This window comes from Streptomyces diacarni (genome assembly GCF_003323715.1).
GTDB classification, from domain to species: Bacteria; Actinomycetota; Actinomycetes; order Streptomycetales; family Streptomycetaceae; genus Streptomyces; species Streptomyces diacarni.
The window spans coordinates 1-16,546 of the sequence record NZ_QOIN01000058.1 but is presented as its reverse complement, the minus strand read 5'-3'; the positions used below and the strand labels follow the sequence as shown (position 1 = coordinate 16,546).

General features: G+C 71.8%; 17 protein-coding genes and 1 pseudogene. 10 read left to right on the top strand and 8 right to left on the bottom strand.

What is annotated here, in order from left to right; all coding sequences use genetic code 11:
* Nucleotides 1-371 precede the first annotated feature (371 nt).
* Nucleotides 372-1,532 carry a YeiH family protein gene (locus tag DTL70_RS28285; protein WP_245979906.1) on the bottom strand — a complete coding sequence of 387 codons (1,161 nt, stop codon included), beginning with the start codon at nt 1,530-1,532 and terminating at the stop codon, nt 372-374.
* Between the two features lie 95 nt (nt 1,533-1,627).
* Here DTL70_RS28285 and DTL70_RS28280 point away from each other — a divergent pair, with 95 nt between their 5' ends.
* Nucleotides 1,628-2,629, top strand: a complete 1,002-nt coding sequence (locus DTL70_RS28280) for a LysR family transcriptional regulator (protein WP_425470417.1) — start codon at nt 1,628-1,630, stop codon at nt 2,627-2,629.
* Nucleotides 2,630-2,776: 147 nt separating this feature from the next.
* On the opposite strand, the gene DTL70_RS28275 is transcribed toward DTL70_RS28280, so the two are convergent.
* Nucleotides 2,777-3,841, bottom strand: a complete 1,065-nt coding sequence (locus DTL70_RS28275; protein ID WP_114024854.1) for an aldo/keto reductase — start codon at nt 3,839-3,841, stop codon at nt 2,777-2,779.
* A 116-nt stretch (nt 3,842-3,957) separates the two neighbouring features.
* On the opposite strand from DTL70_RS28275, the gene DTL70_RS28270 reads away from it, so the two are divergent.
* On the top strand, nt 3,958-4,791 hold the full coding sequence (locus tag DTL70_RS28270; RefSeq protein ID WP_114024853.1) for a helix-turn-helix transcriptional regulator: 834 nt from the start codon (nt 3,958-3,960) through the stop codon (nt 4,789-4,791).
* A gap of 265 nt (nt 4,792-5,056) precedes the next feature.
* On the opposite strand, the gene DTL70_RS28265 is transcribed toward DTL70_RS28270, so the two are convergent.
* The 3 genes from DTL70_RS28265 to DTL70_RS28255 all read right to left on the bottom strand — a co-directional run bounded on the left by DTL70_RS28265 (nt 5,057) and on the right by DTL70_RS28255 (nt 7,999).
* Entirely contained in the window at nt 5,057-5,758 is a 702-nt protein-coding gene (locus DTL70_RS28265) for a peptidoglycan-binding domain-containing protein (protein WP_114024852.1), read from the bottom strand.
* A 186-nt stretch (nt 5,759-5,944) separates the two neighbouring features.
* Nucleotides 5,945-6,943, bottom strand: coding sequence for an ArsR/SmtB family transcription factor (locus tag DTL70_RS28260; protein WP_114024851.1), 999 nt, complete (start codon nt 6,941-6,943; stop codon nt 5,945-5,947).
* 126 nt (nt 6,944-7,069) lie between these two features.
* Nucleotides 7,070-7,999: a LysR family transcriptional regulator gene (locus DTL70_RS28255; RefSeq protein WP_114024889.1), complete on the bottom strand. Its 930-nt coding sequence runs from the start codon at nt 7,997-7,999 to the stop codon at nt 7,070-7,072.
* Between the two features lie 89 nt (nt 8,000-8,088).
* Here DTL70_RS28255 and DTL70_RS28250 point away from each other — a divergent pair, with 89 nt between their 5' ends.
* The gene (locus DTL70_RS28250; protein WP_114024888.1) at nt 8,089-9,009 is read left to right on the top strand and encodes a zinc-binding dehydrogenase; all 921 of its coding nucleotides are present in this window, start codon (nt 8,089-8,091) and stop codon (nt 9,007-9,009) included.
* A 23-nt stretch (nt 9,010-9,032) separates the two neighbouring features.
* Nucleotides 9,033-10,025 (top strand): alpha/beta hydrolase family protein, encoded by a 993-nt coding sequence (locus DTL70_RS28245; protein WP_114024887.1) that lies wholly within the window; start codon nt 9,033-9,035, stop codon nt 10,023-10,025.
* A gap of 65 nt (nt 10,026-10,090) precedes the next feature.
* Here the strand turns inward: DTL70_RS28245 and DTL70_RS28240 are convergent, their stop codons facing one another.
* The gene (locus tag DTL70_RS28240) at nt 10,091-11,146 is read right to left on the bottom strand and encodes a serine hydrolase domain-containing protein (protein WP_114024886.1); all 1,056 of its coding nucleotides are present in this window, start codon (nt 11,144-11,146) and stop codon (nt 10,091-10,093) included.
* A gap of 382 nt (nt 11,147-11,528) precedes the next feature.
* Here DTL70_RS28240 and DTL70_RS28235 point away from each other — a divergent pair, with 382 nt between their 5' ends.
* Nucleotides 11,529-12,188: a TetR/AcrR family transcriptional regulator gene (locus tag DTL70_RS28235; RefSeq protein ID WP_114024850.1), complete on the top strand. Its 660-nt coding sequence runs from the start codon at nt 11,529-11,531 to the stop codon at nt 12,186-12,188.
* A 139-nt stretch (nt 12,189-12,327) separates the two neighbouring features.
* Here the strand turns inward: DTL70_RS28235 and DTL70_RS28230 are convergent, their stop codons facing one another.
* On the bottom strand, nt 12,328-13,170 hold the full coding sequence (locus DTL70_RS28230; protein WP_114024849.1) for an oxidoreductase: 843 nt from the start codon (nt 13,168-13,170) through the stop codon (nt 12,328-12,330).
* Nucleotides 13,171-13,238: 68 nt separating this feature from the next.
* Between DTL70_RS28230 and DTL70_RS28225 the strand changes: the two genes are divergently transcribed.
* From DTL70_RS28225 to DTL70_RS28205, 5 genes are all read left to right on the top strand, one after another.
* Nucleotides 13,239-13,904 (top strand): helix-turn-helix domain-containing protein, encoded by a 666-nt coding sequence (locus tag DTL70_RS28225; protein ID WP_114024848.1) that lies wholly within the window; start codon nt 13,239-13,241, stop codon nt 13,902-13,904.
* A gap of 224 nt (nt 13,905-14,128) precedes the next feature.
* Nucleotides 14,129-14,392, top strand: coding sequence for a hypothetical protein (locus DTL70_RS28220; protein ID WP_114024847.1), 264 nt, complete (start codon nt 14,129-14,131; stop codon nt 14,390-14,392).
* A gap of 33 nt (nt 14,393-14,425) precedes the next feature.
* Entirely contained in the window at nt 14,426-14,929 is a 504-nt protein-coding gene (locus tag DTL70_RS28215) for a metallophosphoesterase family protein (protein WP_114024846.1), read from the top strand.
* Between the two features lie 182 nt (nt 14,930-15,111).
* A complete protein-coding gene (locus tag DTL70_RS28210; protein ID WP_114024845.1) occupies nt 15,112-15,912 on the top strand; it encodes a helix-turn-helix domain-containing protein in 801 nt (266 codons plus the stop codon).
* A 16-nt stretch (nt 15,913-15,928) separates the two neighbouring features.
* Nucleotides 15,929-16,363 (top strand): nuclear transport factor 2 family protein, encoded by a 435-nt coding sequence (locus DTL70_RS28205; RefSeq protein ID WP_114024844.1) that lies wholly within the window; start codon nt 15,929-15,931, stop codon nt 16,361-16,363.
* A gap of 85 nt (nt 16,364-16,448) precedes the next feature.
* On the opposite strand, the pseudogene DTL70_RS34505 reads toward DTL70_RS28205, so the two are convergent.
* A pseudogene (locus DTL70_RS34505) lies at nt 16,449-16,546 on the bottom strand (IS982 family transposase); the annotation flags it as partial.

Genomic DNA, 16,546 nt, shown 5'->3' with positions numbered 1-16,546 from the left:
CTGTCGTCCGCCGGGCCGCCCCGTGGCCCTGTTGAGGGCGGATGCTGTCACCGCGTGGTCTCGCGTCGTCGTCCCCGCGCACCGACGGCACGCGGGGACGACGACGCGTCTCAGCTACTCTCCTCCGCCACCGTCGGAGTCGTCTCCTCCGGAGGAGCCTCCGTCGTCGCCGGACCCTGACCGTCTTTTCCGACTGTCTTCTGTCATGTCGACAGCCTTCCTCCGCGGGCGCTCGTGTACGCGCGCGCCCGCGGAGCTTCCGAGAAGGAGACGCGTGGCTCCCCTTGCGGAGCGCACCAGCATGACCGGCTGGTAGGCGCGCCCGCCGTGTGCCGTTCGACCATGGTGCACCGCCTCGGACCGACCGCCGTTCAGAAGTGGCCGAGCAGGTACTGCAGGAGCAGGCTGGTCGCGGACACCACCAGCCACAGCAAGCCGCCCAGCAGCAGCGGGGCAGGGCCGGCGCGCCGCAGTTTGGCCGGTTCGGTGGACAGCCCGATGGCGGAGAGCGCGACGGTGATGAGGAAGACGGCGAGTGTGCTGAGCGGCTCGTGCGCCGACTGGGGCACGAGTCCTGCCGTGTTGATCGCGGCGAGGGCGATGAAGCCGACCAGGAACCAGGGGATGAGACGGCCGACGCGGATCCGGCGGGGCTCGGTCCCGTCGGCCTCGGCCGAGTCCGCTGTGGCAGCCGCGCGGCGGCGGACCAGCGCGGCCAGTCCCAGGCAGATGGGGATGATGAGCAGGGTGCGGGCAAGCTTCACGACGACGGCGTAGTCAGCGGCGGGACCGCCGTAGGTGGTGGCGGCGGCGACCACGGACGACATGTCGTTGACCGCGGTACCGGCGAAGAGCCCGAAGGCGTGCTGGCTCATGTCCAGCAGGTGACCGAGGAACGGGAAGGTCAAGACCGCGGCGACGTTGAAGACGAAGATGGTGGAGACCGCGTAGGCCACCTCCGCCTCCAACGCGCCGATGACGGGGGTCACCGCCGCGATGGCCGAGGCGCCGCAGATCCCGGTGCCGACCCCGATCAGAGTGCGCAGGTCACGGACGATGCCCAGGCGCCGCCCGAGCCAGTACGCCGCGGCCAGGCAGGCCGCGAGGGTCACCAGCATCACCGGCAGCGACCCCACCCCCACCTTCAGGATCTGTCCCAGCGACAGCTGTGCGCCCAGCACCACGACCGCGGTCTGCAGCACACCGCGTCCGGCGAACGCGATGCCCGGCCGCAGCACGGTCTTCGGCCGGACCACGACCGCCACCAACACACCCAGCACGATCCCGCTCACCGGGCCGCCGACCACCGGCATCAGCCTGCCCAGCACGGTGGCCACGGCCGCGATGGCGACGGCGAGGGCGAGGCCGGGGAGGCGGGAGAGGAGCGCGGCGCCCATGCCCCCGGCCCGGGCGGGTCCCGTCTCCTGTGCCGGGGCGGGCGCGCCCGCGTCCTCGGCAGCGGTCGCCGAGCCGGACGGGGTCGTCCTCGGAGAGCCGTGGGCGGGAGGTGAGACGTCGCTGTCATCAGTCATGATCCACACTCTCCGGGCCGATGAGGACCGGCTGTAGCCCCCGATCGCACAGCAGCTCATAGCGCAACACTATGAGTCAGTCATACGCTGGTGCTGTGACAGCCGACTCGGCGGAGCCCCCCGCCACCCCGACGCCCGGCACCGCGCCGGCGCCCTCCCGCACGCCCGATCTGGAGTCGCTGCGGCTGCTCGTCCTCGTCGCCGACCTGGGCAGTCTCGGTCGGGCCGCCGAGCGGCTCCGGATCGCGCAGCCGTCGGCCAGCCGCCGCCTGTCCACCCTGGAACGGGCGCTCGGCCTGGTGCTGGTCGACCGCACCCGCCGGGGCTCGCGGCTCACGGCCTCGGGCCAGATCGTCGCGGGCCACGCCCGGCGTGTCCTGGACGAGGTGGAGGCTCTGCTCACCAGTTCCGACGCGCTGCGCAACCGGCGGGAGGCCGAGCTGCGGGTGGCGGCGAGCCTGACGATCGCCGAATACCTGCTGCCCGCCTGGATCAGCGAGCTGCGGAGCCGCAGACCCGAGCTGTACATAGGGCTCCAGGTCACCAACAGCGAGCACGTCCCCGGCCTGGTCGAGTCGGGCGAGGCGGATGTCGGCTTCGTCGAGGGCCCGCACCTGTCGCAGGTGATGTCGACGCGGCAGGTCGCCGAGGACCGGCTGGTCGTCGTGGTCGATCCCGGCCATCCGTGGGCCCGCCGCCGGCAGCCGCCGGACGCGCAGGAGCTGTCCACCACGCCGCTGGTGCTGCGTGAACGCGGGTCCGGCACCCGCCAGACGCTGGATCGGGCGCTGCACCTGGCCGGGTGCGGCCGCGCCCGCGCGCTGCTGGAGCTGGGTTCCACGGCCGCCGTCCGGGGCGCGGTGATCGCCGGCACGGGGCCCTCGGTGCTGAGTGAGCTCGCCGTGCGCGGAGACGTCGCCGAGGGGCGCCTGGTCGGCATAGACGTGGCGGGGGTGGACCTCACACGTGCGCTGCGTGCGGTCTGGCCGATGGGACGGCGGCTGGTGGGGCCTGCGGCCGAGCTGGTGGCGGTGGCCCGGGGGGACGACCGCGCGAGGCGCGGGCGTACGCCGCGGAAGGGCGGCGCCGTACGGTGATCGGCCGTCGTAGGGGGTACGGCCCGGGCAGCGAGGCAGTCGGCAGCCAGCGGGGTGCTCCCGGCGCGGCGAACGCGGCGAACGCGGCGAGCAGGTCGAGGGCGCCCCGAGGGCGGCGGCGGTGCCGCCCTCGGGTTCGGCCGGGGGTCATTGGCGGGCTTCGATCTTCAGGTCACCGCGGGTCTCCGCGCGCATCCTGTCGCTGGCGAGCATGTCGTGCGGGAAACCGAGCCGGATCGCGCCGGCCTCGTCGAGGCGGGCGAGTTGGCGGGCGGTGAAGTCGACCTCCAGGGCGCCCAGGTTGTCCTCCAGCTGCGCGGGGGTGCGAGCGCCGATGATCGGTGCCGTCACCCCCGGATTGCGCAGGGTCCAGGCCAGCCCGACCTGGGCGGGTGTGCGGCCCAGCTCCGTAGCGACCTCCTTCACCACCTCGGCGATCTCGAGGGCGCGTGCGGTGACCGCGCCCACGCCGAGGTTGAACCTCTTGCGGGTACCGTCGTCGGTGCCGGTGGGCGTCGCGGTCAGGTCGGCACGGCTGTACTTGCCGGTGAGCACCCCGCCTGCCAGGGGCGAGTACGGGATCACTCCCAGACCCATCTCGCGCGCCATGGGGATCAGGTCGCGTTCCCCGGCGCGCTCGATCAGGTTGTACTCGATCTCCAGCGCGACCAGCGGGGACCAGCCGCGCAGGTCGGCGATCGCCTGCATGCGCGACACCTGCCAGGCGGGGGCGTTGGAGATCGCCACGTACAGCACCTTGCCCTGCCGCACCAGATCGTCCATGCCGCGCAGAATCTCCTCGACCGGTGTCGTGAAGTCCCACACGTGCAGGTAGAGCAGATCGAGGTAGTCGGTGTTCAGCTGTCGCAGACTGGCTTCCACCGAAGCGAACAGGCTCTTGCGGTGAGGACCCCCGGAGTTCGGGTCGCCGGGGCGACGCAGCGTCGTGTACTTCGTCGCCAGCACCAGGCTCTCGCGCCTGTCGCGGGCGAACCGGCCCAGCAGGCGCTCGGAGGTGCCGTTGGTGTAGGTGCCGGCGGTGTCGATGAAGTTGCCGCCGCGCTCGACGTAGAGGTCGAACAGCTTGCGGGCCTCGTCCTGCTCGGCGCCCCAGCCCCACTCGGTGCCGAAGGTCGCCGCACCCAGCGCGAGCGGTGAGACCCGCAGGCCCGAGCGGCCCAGCAGCCGGTAGGTGTCGAGGGTGTGAGACATCGTCTCCTCCTGTGCTCGTGGTCCGTGTCGCACACGAGCCTGTGGCCGGGGAGAGCAGGGGGTAAGGGAGGGAGGTTCCTGGGAACACCGCTCCTACCCTGACTGTTGGCACCTGCATGACGACCCTGACCGAGGAGGCGACGCGGGAGCTGGCCGCGTTCTTGCGTACTCGACGCGAACGCGCGGATCCGCGAGACTTCGGGCTGCCGTCGCGTCGGCAGTCCCGGCGGACCCCGGGGCTGCGCCGGGAAGAGGTCGCCGAACTGGCCGGGGTCAGCATCGACTACGTCGTGCGGCTGGAACAGGCCCGCGGGCTGCGGCCCTCGGCGGACGTGGTGGAGGCGCTGGCCCGGGCGCTGCGCCTGGCCCCCGACGAACGCGCCTACCTCTTCGACCTCGCCCGGCAACGGCCCCGCGAGGACGGCGGGCCCGCCACCACGGCGGCGCCGCAGCTGGCACGGCTGGTCGACGACCTGTCGCCGCTGCCGGCCATGCTGATGAACCACCGCTTCGACATCCTGGCCTGGAACGGCGCGATGGCGAAGCTGCTGATCGACTTCGCCACCCTGAAGCCGCCGCAGCGCAACGCGATGTGGCTGTGTCTGCTGCATCCACGGGTACGTGAGTTCTATCTCGACCGGGAACGCGTCCTGCGCGAGGGGGTCGCCCACCTGCGCGCCGCGTGGGCCGCGCACGCGGAGGACACGGTGCTGACCGACCTCATCGCCGAGTTCATGGCCCACGACGCGGAGTTCGCACGGCTGTGGGCCGAGCGGGACGTGAAGGTCAACGGCCGTGGGAGCAAGGCGATGCTCCACCCTGACGTCGGTCCGCTCGCGGTGCACTTCGAAGTGCTCACACCGCTCGAGGATCGCGACCAGCGGTTGATGCTCTGCCGTGCCGCGGACGAGGAGACCCAGGCAGCGCTGGACCGGCTGTACGCGGGGTGACGCCGAACCGGCCGCCCGACGCGTGAGGTATCCGGCCCGCTGTCGGCGACCTTGCGGACGACGGTGCGCAGGACTGCGCCCATGCCCTTGCCCGCCGGGCTGCGGACCGATCGCCGCCCGGGGGCCTCCGCTGGGCTGACCGCGCGCCGGCTGCCCCGGCGCGCTCCCGGGCACGAGGCCGGTCCGCTCAACCGCCGCGGCAACCCTCTGCGCCCACTCCCTGCGGGAGGAGGGAGTGGGCGCAGAGGGTTCGGGGATGTCCCCGTCAGGGGATCGGCGGAACCGTGGGGCCCTCCTGCGCGAGCAGGTCACGCGCGAACTGCTCCCACTGCGCGTAGCGGTCGGGGTACGCCGAGACCTGGACCGCCTGGCAGACGTCACCGGGCGGCATGGTCTCCCAGCCCTCGATCTGGATCAGCCCGGGGTTGGTACCGAAGTCGGCCACTCCGTAGAACGACTTCGACGAGGTGGGTACGTCGGTGATCTGCTCTGGTGTGCCCCAGCCGGTGCTGGGGCGCTGCTGGAAGATGCCGAGGGAGTCGTGGTCGACGGGCGTGAGGTAGTTGACGAACTTCGACTCCTGCATGGCCGTCATCAAAGCGATGACCTGGCCCTGTTCCGGGATACCCGCTCCCTTGCCGACGCCGATGACCGTGCGCGCGTTGGCCAGCTCCTCGGGGCCGAGGTCGGCGGCGGTTTTGAAGGTCTGGTGCAGCTCGGCGTCGGAGGCCTGACCGAGCGCCTTGGCGGTGGCTCTGTCGACCGAGCCGGTACGGGGCAGCCCGTGCCGCTCCTGGAACTTCTTCAGGCCCACGCCGCTTTCTTGGGCGGACGCCTCCGCGGCGGATCCCGAGGTCGAGGTGTGGGGGGCGGACGACGCCTGGGCCGTACCCGGCACGGCGAGCAGCGCGCCCGCGGCGACGAGAGAGGCGGCCAGGACGGCGGGGCGGGTGAGATGGGTGCTCAACGCCGGCTCCTTGAGAGGTGGTCGCCGCGTCCCCGCCCCTTACCCGGTTCTCGGCACAGATCTCATGTGCGGACAACCGGTACGGGGCGTGCTGCCGGGACACGACGTGGTGGGGGGTCAGGTGTGCGGCAGCCCGAACAGAGTCGTGGCGAGGATATGACGACCGCAACGGCTGAAAGCCCAGGCTTACGCCGCTCCCCCGCCGCACTCACCGCTGCGCAGCAGGGCACGGCCCTCCGCGGTCGCGACATGGAGGGACCGCCCCGCCCTGCGGGCCGTCGTGACCAGGCCCGCCGTACGCAACACCTTCACGTGCTGGCTCACTGCCGGGTGCGTGACCCCCAGCAGCCGGGCCAGCTCCACCGTGGAAGCGCCGGTGCGAGCCGCGCTCAGAACGGCGGCTCGGGTGTGCCCCATGAGCTGCCCGAGGGCCGCGTCCGTGTCCGGGCGACGGGACGGCTGCGCACACGACCAGTCCCGCTCGTGGTCGATCGGGTACACCAGGACCGGCGGCAGCGCGCCGTCCGTGAGCGTGACGGGGGTGGGCCAGCAGAAGAACGAGGGCTGGAGGAGGAGACCCCGGCCGTTCAGCCACAGGTCGTGCTCGACGGGATAGTCGGCCTCCAGGACAGGCGGGCGCCAGCGGAACCGGGGCCCGAGCCCTGCCAGCAGCCCGTCGACGGCGCCGTCGAGGAGGCCGTGCACCCGCAGGACGCGGTCGGCGTCGATGTGTGCGCGCACGCGCTGCCAGAAGGGGGCCATCACCTGCCGGTGGTACGCACCCAGTACCTGCCCCAACCGCTGGAGGGCGGCGCCGTCGCCGTCGGCCAGCGCGGTCGTCCACCCGGGGAGCCGCCGGGTGGCCGCCACTCTCGTCAGGTCGGCGCGCAGGCGCGGACGTGGTGTGCGCACGAGGGCGTCCACGGCTGCCTGGAGTGACTCTCGGTCGCCGTAGGTGGGGGTGAGGAAGTCCGGCGAACAACCCTGTGGCGGCAGGAGCGGCGTCAGCAGGCGGCAGCTCTCCGGCAGCCGGGGCCGCGCCCAGCGGCGCCACTCGCCGAACTCCCGCCTGCCGTCCGCACGTTGGAGCGTCTGCACGCTGTTGCTGATCTCCCACAGATAGTCGGGCCCTGTAGCGACCCGCACCCGCGCCAGATCCTCGGACGTGAAGTACACCCGCAGCATGGCCCACCTTCTCCCCGTGTCCGTCCTACGGCGCCGTGCCCGAGCCTGGGCGCCGCAGAGGCACAGGCGACCGCCGCGGGGCCACAGCTGTCAAGAGCTTGAGGGGAGCCCGGAGCCGGAACGCTCTCACTCCGGCGCCGGGGGCGGCTCGGGGAGCCAGTCGCGGGCCGGGTCGTACTCCAGCCATCGGCTTCGTCCCGCTTCGGCGGCGCAGACGCTGGCGAGAGCGTGCAGGCCCGGGTGCGGGTTGCCGGTGCGCCACAGCAGCGACCAGGCGTACAGCGGCGTGGGGCCGACCAGCGGGACGGAGCGCAGCCCGGGGACTTCGGGAAGGGGCACGTCGGCGGGCAGCAGCGAGAAGCGCCGCGGGTCGCCGGCCACCTCGCGGAGGAAGTGGGTGAGGCCCAGGTTGACGCCGGCGCCCCTGTCGGGGATGTCGAACCGGTCGGCGAACTGACGGAGGAAGTCGAGCCGGTCCAGAGCACCGGGCGCCCACAGCACGCTGCCGCGCAACTGCTCGGGCCGCAGCTCCGGTTCGGCCGCGCGGGGATGGTCCGTGCTCACCACGGCGTCCACGGGTTCGAGTCGGACCAGGCGGTGCGACAGCCCGGCACGCAGCGGTGGGTGGACTCGGCCGAAGGCCGCGTCGATGTCGCCGTGCAGCAGCGCCGCCGTCACCGACGGCAGGTCGCGCCCGTGCCCCGGCACCAGCTCTCCGGCCCGCCCGGCGACCCGGGCCAGCGTCCGCATCGGCGCGTAGAGATGGCCCCACACGTCCACGCGCAGCGGACGGGCCTTGCCGAGTGCCGCTTCGACGGCGGCGTCGGCCGCGGCCAGCGCCTGCCGCGCCGGTGGGAGAAAGTGCCGGCCGGTTCCGGTGAGGCGTACGCCGTTGCCGGCACGCTGGAACAGCTCGGCGCCGAGCAGCGACTCCAGCCGCGCGATCCTCTTGGAAAGCGCCTGCTGGGAGAGGGAGAGCGTCCGGGCCGCCCGTCCGAAGTGCAGTTCCTCGGCGGCGCAGACGAAGGCACGCAGCTGCGCCATGTCGAGATCCACGGCTGTCACCATAGATGACAACCAACGGTTGTCAGGTGCGCTCGTTCGCTGTTGGCTCGCGGAGCGGGTGCGGCAGTTGCATGGTCGTCATGCGAAGACTGATTCCCACGGGAGACGCCGCGCGCCCGGTCGCGTTCGCCGAGGTCCCCCCGCCCGTGCCGGAGCCCGGCGAAGCCATGATCAAGGTCGAGGCGTTCGCCCCGAACAGGGGCGAGACGTTCCTCCTCGAACACCCGCGTCCCGGGCTGCTGCCAGGCAAGGACGTGGCGGGGCTCGTCGTGCAGGCCGCAGCCGACGGCTCGGGGCCCGCAGCCGGCACCCGCGTGGTCGGACATCCGGCCCAGGGCGGGTGGGCCGCGTACGCGACCGTGCCCACGCACTCGCTCGCGGTACTCCCCCACGGCGTCGACAGCGCACGGGCGGCGGCGCTGCCGCTGGCCGGGATCACCGCGCTTCGGCTGCTGCGCGCGGCCGGTTCCCTGGCCGGCGCGCGGGTGCTGCTGACCGGCGCCTCGGGTGGCGTCGGCCACTACGTCACGGAGTTGGCCGCGGGGGCCGGAGCCCGGCTGACCGCGGTGACGGCCACGCCGGCGCGCGGCGCACGACTCGCGGAACTGGGCGCGCATCTCGTGCACGACGTCGCCGCCGCCCAGGGGCCCTTCGACGTCGTACTGGAGTCGACAGGCGGCCCGCACCTGCCGACCGCCCTCGCCAAGGTACGGCCAGGCGGCCTGCTCGTCTGGTTCGGACAGGCCTGCCGGGCCCCGGTCGCCCTCGACTTCTTCGAACTCCTCAACGGCCCCGAGCGCGTCACCATCCAGCACTTCCACTACGCGGGCGACCCCTACGCCTCCGACCTCGCGGCACTCGTGCACCTGGTGGAAGGGGACCGGCTGCACCCGGAGATCGGCCGGACAGCCGACTGGGCGGAGACGGCCGACACCCTGGTCGACCTGCGCGAACGCCGGATACGCGGAAAGGCCGTACTGCTGACAGGAGAAGAACGATGAACGCCGTGAGCGCCGTGAGCGCCGTGAGCGCCCCCGAGTTCGCCGCCGCTCAGTGGACGCGCGCCACCGGCGCGGGCGTCGACCCCCACGAATACCGTCGCGTCACCGGCGGCCTCCCCTCCGTCGCCGACTGGGGACCGGCGTTCCTGCGCACCGGGCACGCCTACCTCCAGCGCGCGCAGGAGGCGGGCTCGCCGGTCTCCGCGGGTACACATCTGCTGATGGCGGCCAGATGGTTCCACCTCGCCACGCTCGCGCCGTACGCGGAAGCCGACCGTGCGGCCGCCGAGGCCGACCGGGCCCTGAGCCGGGCACTCACCGTGCTCGAACCCGGAGCACGGCGCGTGACAGGCGAGGGGTTCACCGGCTGGCTGCGCGGCTCCTCCGACGCACCCGGAACCGTGGTCGTCGTTCCCGGTCTCGACTCGGCCAAGGAGGAGTTCCTCGGTCTGGCGTCCGCGCTGATGGCGAGAGGGCTGGCGGTGTTCGCGATGGACGGCCCCGGGCAGGGCGCCCTCGCTGCCAAGACAGCGCTGCGGGCGGACTACGAGCGGATCGTGGGCCGAGTCGTCGACGCGCTCGGCAGCGCACGCGTCGGGCTCGTCGGTCTCAGCCTGGGCGGCTACTTCGCAGCGCGGGCGGCCGCGCTGGAGCCGCGCGTGGCGGCGGTCGCCACCGTCAGCGGCCCCTTCCGCCTCGACTGGGAGAATCTGCCCCCGCCGGTCAAGGACCTCATGTCACGGCGCACCGGCGGGTTCGGCGCGGCCCGGGAGTTCGCCCGCCAGGTGGACCTCACCGCCCTGGCCCCGCGCATCACGGGCCCGCTGCTGGTGGTGGACGGAGGCCAGGACGTCATCCCCGGCGTGACGAACGGCGAACCGCTGTCCCGGCTCGCGCCGCACGGCACCTATGTGAGAGTCCCACACGGCGATCACCTGCTCGGCAACGCGCGGTCCGACTGGTTGCCGCTGCTCACCGACCACCTCGCACGAGCTCTGGTCGCACCGCGGGCATGACCAGCCGCCGAGCCCGGCCCCGCCGACCGGAGGGGTGGCTCCCCCGGTCGGCCGCATCAGCCGTATCAGCCGTGCATCGCCACATGGTGGAGAGCGGCGAGCGCGTCGTCGAGCGGGTGGGGCCGCGGCCTGCCCGAGGAGTCGAGCCTGTTCCACCTCTGCGAGTTCACCGCGAGGGCCAGCTGCCGCTTCCCGTCGGCACGGGTCATGGCCAGCGCTCCACCACCCCAGACAGTGCCGCCGTGCCCCCAGAAGGTGCCCTTCCCCGCTGTCTCAGCCGGATGCAGGCCGAGGCCGTAATCGATCGTCTTTCCCTCCTGCGAGACGACCGGGACCGTGCGGCGCATCTGTTCCAGCGACGACGGACTGACGATCTCTCCGGACATCAGCAGGCCGAAGAAGCGGTTGAGGTCGGTGACGGTCGATATCAGCGAAGCGGCCGGTCCCACCCACGACATGTCGAAGACGCTGTAGTCACGCGGCGGGTCGATCATGCCGAACCACGCCTCGTAGAGCCGCGAGTGCGGTCCGCGCACGTGAGGGCCGGCGGGGAATCCGGTATCCGGGAGCCCCGCGCGCTCGATCACGTTCCGCGTGATGCACCGCTCCGCCGTGGTGCCGGTTGCCTGCTCCAGGAGCGCGCAGAGAAGCAGGTAGTTGGTGTTGGAATACACGCCCGGTGTGCTGCCGGGGGCGCCGACGGCAGGCGCGGTGACGCCCTTCTCGATCAGGTCGGTGGCGCGGAAACGCGTGAACCGGTGGTCGTCCAGGCTGCTGGGGCCGGTGTCCGCGAGAGCGGGGAACGCCTTGAGGGAGGGGTACGCGTGGGGGAGGTACTCGGCGAGGCCGCTGGTGTGGTTGAGCACCATCCGTACGGTGATCGCCTCGCCCCGCGCTCCGGGGACCAGCCGCGGAAGGTACCGGCCGATCGGCGCGTCGAGACCGATCCGACCGCTCTCCACCTGCTGGAGGACCGCGGCGGCTGTGAAGGTCTTGGTGATGCTGCCGACGCGGTGCCGCATGTCGGCGGTGACAGGGCGGCCTGTGGCGACGTCGGCCACCCCGGCGGCGCCGCGCCACACCCGGTCGCCGTCGCGCACCTCGGCGAACAGGCCCGGCATACCGGCGCGGTGGACGTCGTGGAGGGCTTCGTCGAGGGCGGTGGCGAGGGCTTCGTCAAGGTTGGTGGCGAGGGTCTTGCCGGGCTCGGCGGGATCCGGTGCTTTCCTCACAGTGTGCGTCCTTTCGTCGTCCCCGAGGTGGGCTCCGCGGGTCACCTCGCCCCGGGGCACAGGGCGGGGCTCGGGGGCACAGGGCGCGCACGGCACGCGGGGCCGCCTGTCGCCGACCCCCTGGGCCCACTCATGTCCTCATTATGCACGCGGTGCGTGCAGCCCCAAGTGCACAGGTTAGGCTGAACCCGTCGATGAGACGCGGGGACGAGACCCGGCGATACGACGCGGCGATAAGACGCGGCGACTGAGACTCTGCGAAGGGAGCGGGATGGCAGGCAGAAGGCGCTGGTCGACCGAGGAGATTCTGGACGCGGCCACGGAGTTGCTGCGCACGAGCGACGCCGAGTCGTTCAGCGTGCGCAAGCTCGCCGCGACGCTCGGGACCGACTCCTCAAGCCTCTACCGGCATTTCCGCAGCAAGACCGAACTGCTGCGAGCGGTCGCCGACCGCATCCTCGCGACCGCCATGGACGACTATCGCCCCGAAGGCGACTGGAAGCAGCGCATCACAGCGCTGGCCCTCCGTGTGAGAGAGGCCTTCGACCGCCACCCGCAACTCGCCGCGGTCTGGGGGCGCTACGCGTCGGGCGGTATCGGCTCACGGCTGGTCATGGAAGAGGTACTGGGGGCCCTGCGGGCGTCGGGACTGCCGGACGAGGAGATCCCCGCGCGCTACCACCGGATCGCCGTCCTGATCGCCGCGTTGATCGCCTCCGAGGCCGAGGCCGGCGCCCTCACACCCGAGGAACACGAACAGGGCATGGAGCACTTCCGCGTCGCGGTACTGGGCGCCGACCCCGCACGCTTCCCGACCCTGGCACACTTCGCCCGCGACATCCGCCCCCTCGGGGCAGACCGCCACGCCGCGTTCGAGGAGATCCTGGCCGCCCACCTCGCCCACCTCGAGAGCGCGATACTTCCCGGCTAGGGTCTGCCCCCTTGACCGGGTGCTCGGTCTTGTGGCCTCTGGCTGCCTTCTTCAGCCGGTTCAGTCCGGTATCGGTCGGGATATCGGGCAGGCGGCGGCAACGGGCCTGGCAGGCGAGCCGACTTCCCCAGCTGTCCCGTTAACCTCGCAGGTCAGACAGGTCCTCGTCACTGAGGCTGAGGCGGCTCGCGGCGAGGTTCTCCTCCAGGTGGTCGAGTGAACCGGTGCCCGGAATCGCCAGCATCGACGGCGAGGTCGCCAGCAGCGAGGCGAGGTGCACCTGCGTGGCGGTCGCGCCCAGGCGCACCGCGACCTTGTCCAGCCGTTCGGACTCCAGTGGACTGACGCCACCGCCGAGCGGGAAGTACGGCACGTACGCGATACCCGCTTCCTCGCATGCCGTCAGCAGCCCCAAGTCACCGGTGTGGCGGTTCTGCACCGCCGCGACAGGCGCGATCTTCCGGGCCTCGGCGAACTGGACGGCATCGACGTTACTGACGCCCAGGTGCTGGATCAGCCCCTCCGCGCGGAGCTCGGCCAGTACCGCGAAGCGTTCGGCAACCGACTCGCCCCCTGGCCCGGTCGTCCCGCCCACCCGCAGATAGACCAGGTCGAGCCGGTCCAGCCCAAGTGAGCGCAGCTCCGCCTCGACCAGGCCGCGCAGCTGACCAGGCGTGGCCTGCCCACTCGGTACACCCTCCGGCGTGGGCAGCGGCCCGATCTTCGTCGCGATCACCAGGTCGTCACGGTACGGGGACAGCGCTCTACGGATCAGCTCATTGGCCCGCACGGCACCCCTGCGGTAGAAGCCGGCCGTATCGATGTGGTTCACGCCCAGTTCCACGGAGCGCCTGAGCACCGCGATGCCGTTCTCAGGGTCTCGTGGCGGGCCTTCGAGGGTGTTCGCCGCCAGACGCATCGCGCCGAAGCCGAGCCGGTTGATGGTCAGGTCTCCACCAAGGGAGAAGGTCTTGATCGTCATATGGCTCATGATGTCCGCCGCCACGACGCCCATCGAGCGCGTGGCAGCTTGCTGCCAGACTGGGCGGGATGCGGAACCAACAGGTTTTCTCAGTGCGCGGGGACGCGGAGTTGATCGAGCGTGCCGGTCACCTCTTCGAGTCCGCACAGGCCGAGTTCCTGTGCGCCGCCCGGGACCTCAAGACGTTCTCGCAGCCGGAGGCCAGGGCCGCGATCCGGAACCGGATGCGTGCCAGGGATTCCTCGGCCTTCACCGTTCGAAAGCTGCTCAGCCCGGTCGCGCTCGCCGACGAGGAGGCCCGCGCACACCTGCGGCTGGTGCAGAGCAAGGGCGCTCTCGTCCGGATCAGCGGCTCCCAACTGCCGCACGAGACCATCCTCATCGACCAGCAGGTGATGATCCTCGCCGGCCGGCAGACACCCATCGGCCGGGAGTACACCGTCACGACGTCGCAGACCCTGGTCGACGGCGTCCACTCCCTGTTCCGGGCGATCTGGGACGCCGCCGCCGGTCTCGACACCTATCTGCGCAGCGACATCCCCCACCTCGATGCCGACAGCCGCATGATCCTCAAAGCCCTCGGCTCGGGACTCACCGACGCATCGGCGGCCAAACGGCTTGGCGTCTCGCTACGCACGTATCGGCGGCGCGTGGCCGAGCTGATGGTCAGGCTCGAGGCCGACTCCCGCTTCCAGGCCGGGCTCCGGGCGGGCGAGTTGAAGCTGTCCCGCTGAGGCCGTACTGATCGCGCCCTCTCAGCGGTCTTCACACCCGGGTACCACGGACCACGCGGCCAACCGTCGTCAGCCCTCGGGAACCTTCCGGAGCCGACTACCGAGAAGCCGTCTGAGAGCCTCGGGTTGCGTGAATCTCCTCGTCGCGGTGGAATCACTGCGCTGGTCGGCCTCTGACCTGGTGCGCAGGCAGGCGTCGTGCAGGGAGCTGAGGAAAGGTGTATATGCTCGATCCGCACTGGGTGTTCGTCAGCGCGGTGCTCGGCCTGTCGGGGAGCGTCCGGTATGCCTTCTCGACGATGAGGGGGACGGCGCGGCCGAACGTGGTGACGTGGTCGCTGTGGGCTGCCGCACCACTGATCGGGTTCTTCGCGCAGCTCGATGGGGCGTTCGCGGCCTATGTGCTGGCCCTGTGTGCCGTGCTTGTCAGCATCGTGTCCGCGCGGCGTCGGGCGCCGCCTCACGCCAGGGCCGTGTCGCGGGCGTAACCGGCAGCGTTCGACGTCCGTTACGGTCACAGGGTGCGACTCCTGCTCATGTCCGACACCCACCTGCCCAAGCGGGCCAAGCGGCTGCCCGAGCAGCTGCTGGCCGAGATCCCGCGCGCCGACGTCGTCCTGCACGCGGGCGACTGGGTGGACACGGCCACCCTCGACCTGCTGGAGTCGCGAGCGCGGCAGCTGATCGGTGTGTACGGCAACAACGACGGCCCCGAGCTGCGGGCCCGGCTGCCGGAGGTGGCGTACGCGCGTCTGGAGGGCCTGCGCTTCGGCGTCGTCCACGAGACCGGTGGGGCGCGGGGGCGGGAGCGCCGCTGTGCCGCCCGCTTCCCCGACCTGGACGTCCTGGTCTTCGGACACAGCCACATCCCGTGGGACACCACGACACAGGACGGACGGCTGCGTCTGCTCAACCCCGGCTCGCCGACGGACCGGCGGCGCCAGCCGTACTGCACGTACCTGACCGCCGAGGTGAAGGCCGGACACCTGGCCGCCGTGGAGTTGCACGAGCTGCCGCGCCGATGAGGCGAGCCGCCTCGCTGCCGCGTCCGCGAGGCTTCCTTCCCAGCGGCGGCATCAGTGCGGTGATGTGTCCCTCTGGTCGTCGCGCCTCTTCCGTAAGTCGTCGTGTCTCCTTGGGCAGTCCGTCGCGCCCCTTACGTGAGAGGTAATGGCGCGGGGTCAAGGAGCCGCTTAACGTCTCCCCCATGGCAACCGCAGCACCTCCACGGGTCGGCCCACTGCTACGTGAGTGGCGTCGGCGACGGCGACTGAGTCAGCTTGAGCTGTCCCTGCGCGCACAGACCTCGGCACGGCACCTCAGCTTCGTCGAGACCGGCCGCTCCCGGCCCAGCAGCGCCATGGTGCTGCGCCTGGCCGAGGAGCTGGACGTGCCGCTGCGCATGCGCAACCAACTCCTGCTGGCCGCCGGTTACGCGCCGGCGTACACGGAGAGTCCGCTGGACGCGCCACGTATGACAGCCGTGCGCAGGGCCGTGCGGCAGGTGTTGGAAGGCCACGAGCCGTACCCGGCGACCGTCGTCGACCGGGCCTGGAACATCGTGGACAGCAACGCGAGCCTTGCCCTGTTCACCGACAAGGTGGCGCCCGAGCTGCTGGAGCGACCGGCCAACGCGCTGCGCGTCTCGCTGCACCCCGAAGGGCTGGCTCCGCACATCGCCAACCTCGGTCAGTGGCGGGCCCACCTGCTGGGCCGGCTGCGCCGCCAGATCGCCACCGGCCTCGACGGGGCCCTGCGTGCGTTGCACGACGAACTGGTGGCCTACCCCTGTTCCGAGCCGGAGCCCGACGTCGCCTTCCCCGGTCCCGCGGACATCTTCGTGCCGCTGCGGCTCCGCCACGGCAGTGACGAACTGGCCTTCTTCAGCACCGTCGCCACGTTCGGCACCCCGCTGGAGGTCACGACTGCCGAGCTGGCCATCGAATCGTTCTTCCCGGCGGACGCCGCGACGGCGACGGCGCTCCGTCACCCGACCCCTGCTCAGTGAACGGAACCCCGTGACCATGACCGAAGACACCCGCGCCCTCGTGCGCGAGCTCCTGCGACGCATCGGCGAGGGCGACCCGGAGCTCGTCGCCGAGCTGTACGCCGAGCACGTCGACTGGAAGCTCAGCTGGCCGGAGTCCCAGCACGGCAGTCGAATCCCTCCGTGGATCCGCCCACGCGCCACCCGGGCCGATGTCGCCGACCACTTCCGCTCGCTGGCCGAGGAGCACATACCCGAGCAGGCCGACACCCGGATCGAACGCATCCTGGTCGACGGAGACGACGCTGTCGTGCTGGGTGAGATCCGCCAGACCGCCCGCGGCACCGGCCGCTCCTACCGCGCCCGGTTCGCCCTGCACCTGACCGCGGCGAATGGCCTGATCGCCCGTCACCACGTCTACGAGGACAGCCTGGCCGTCCTCGACGCCTTCGACGTACGGGTGGGAACATGACACAGACCCGGCCCGCCGAGCTCACCGCCGCCATGCCCTACGCCTCCCGGCTCGGCCTCGCCCTAGATGAGTGAGTCCGATGTTTTTAGTGGTCGTAGGCGGTCAGTGATCGTTTGACGTCGGCGCCGGTGGTCCAGTTGCGCCAGAGTGCGGCTGCGAGGGCGAGGAGTCGTTGGCCGACGC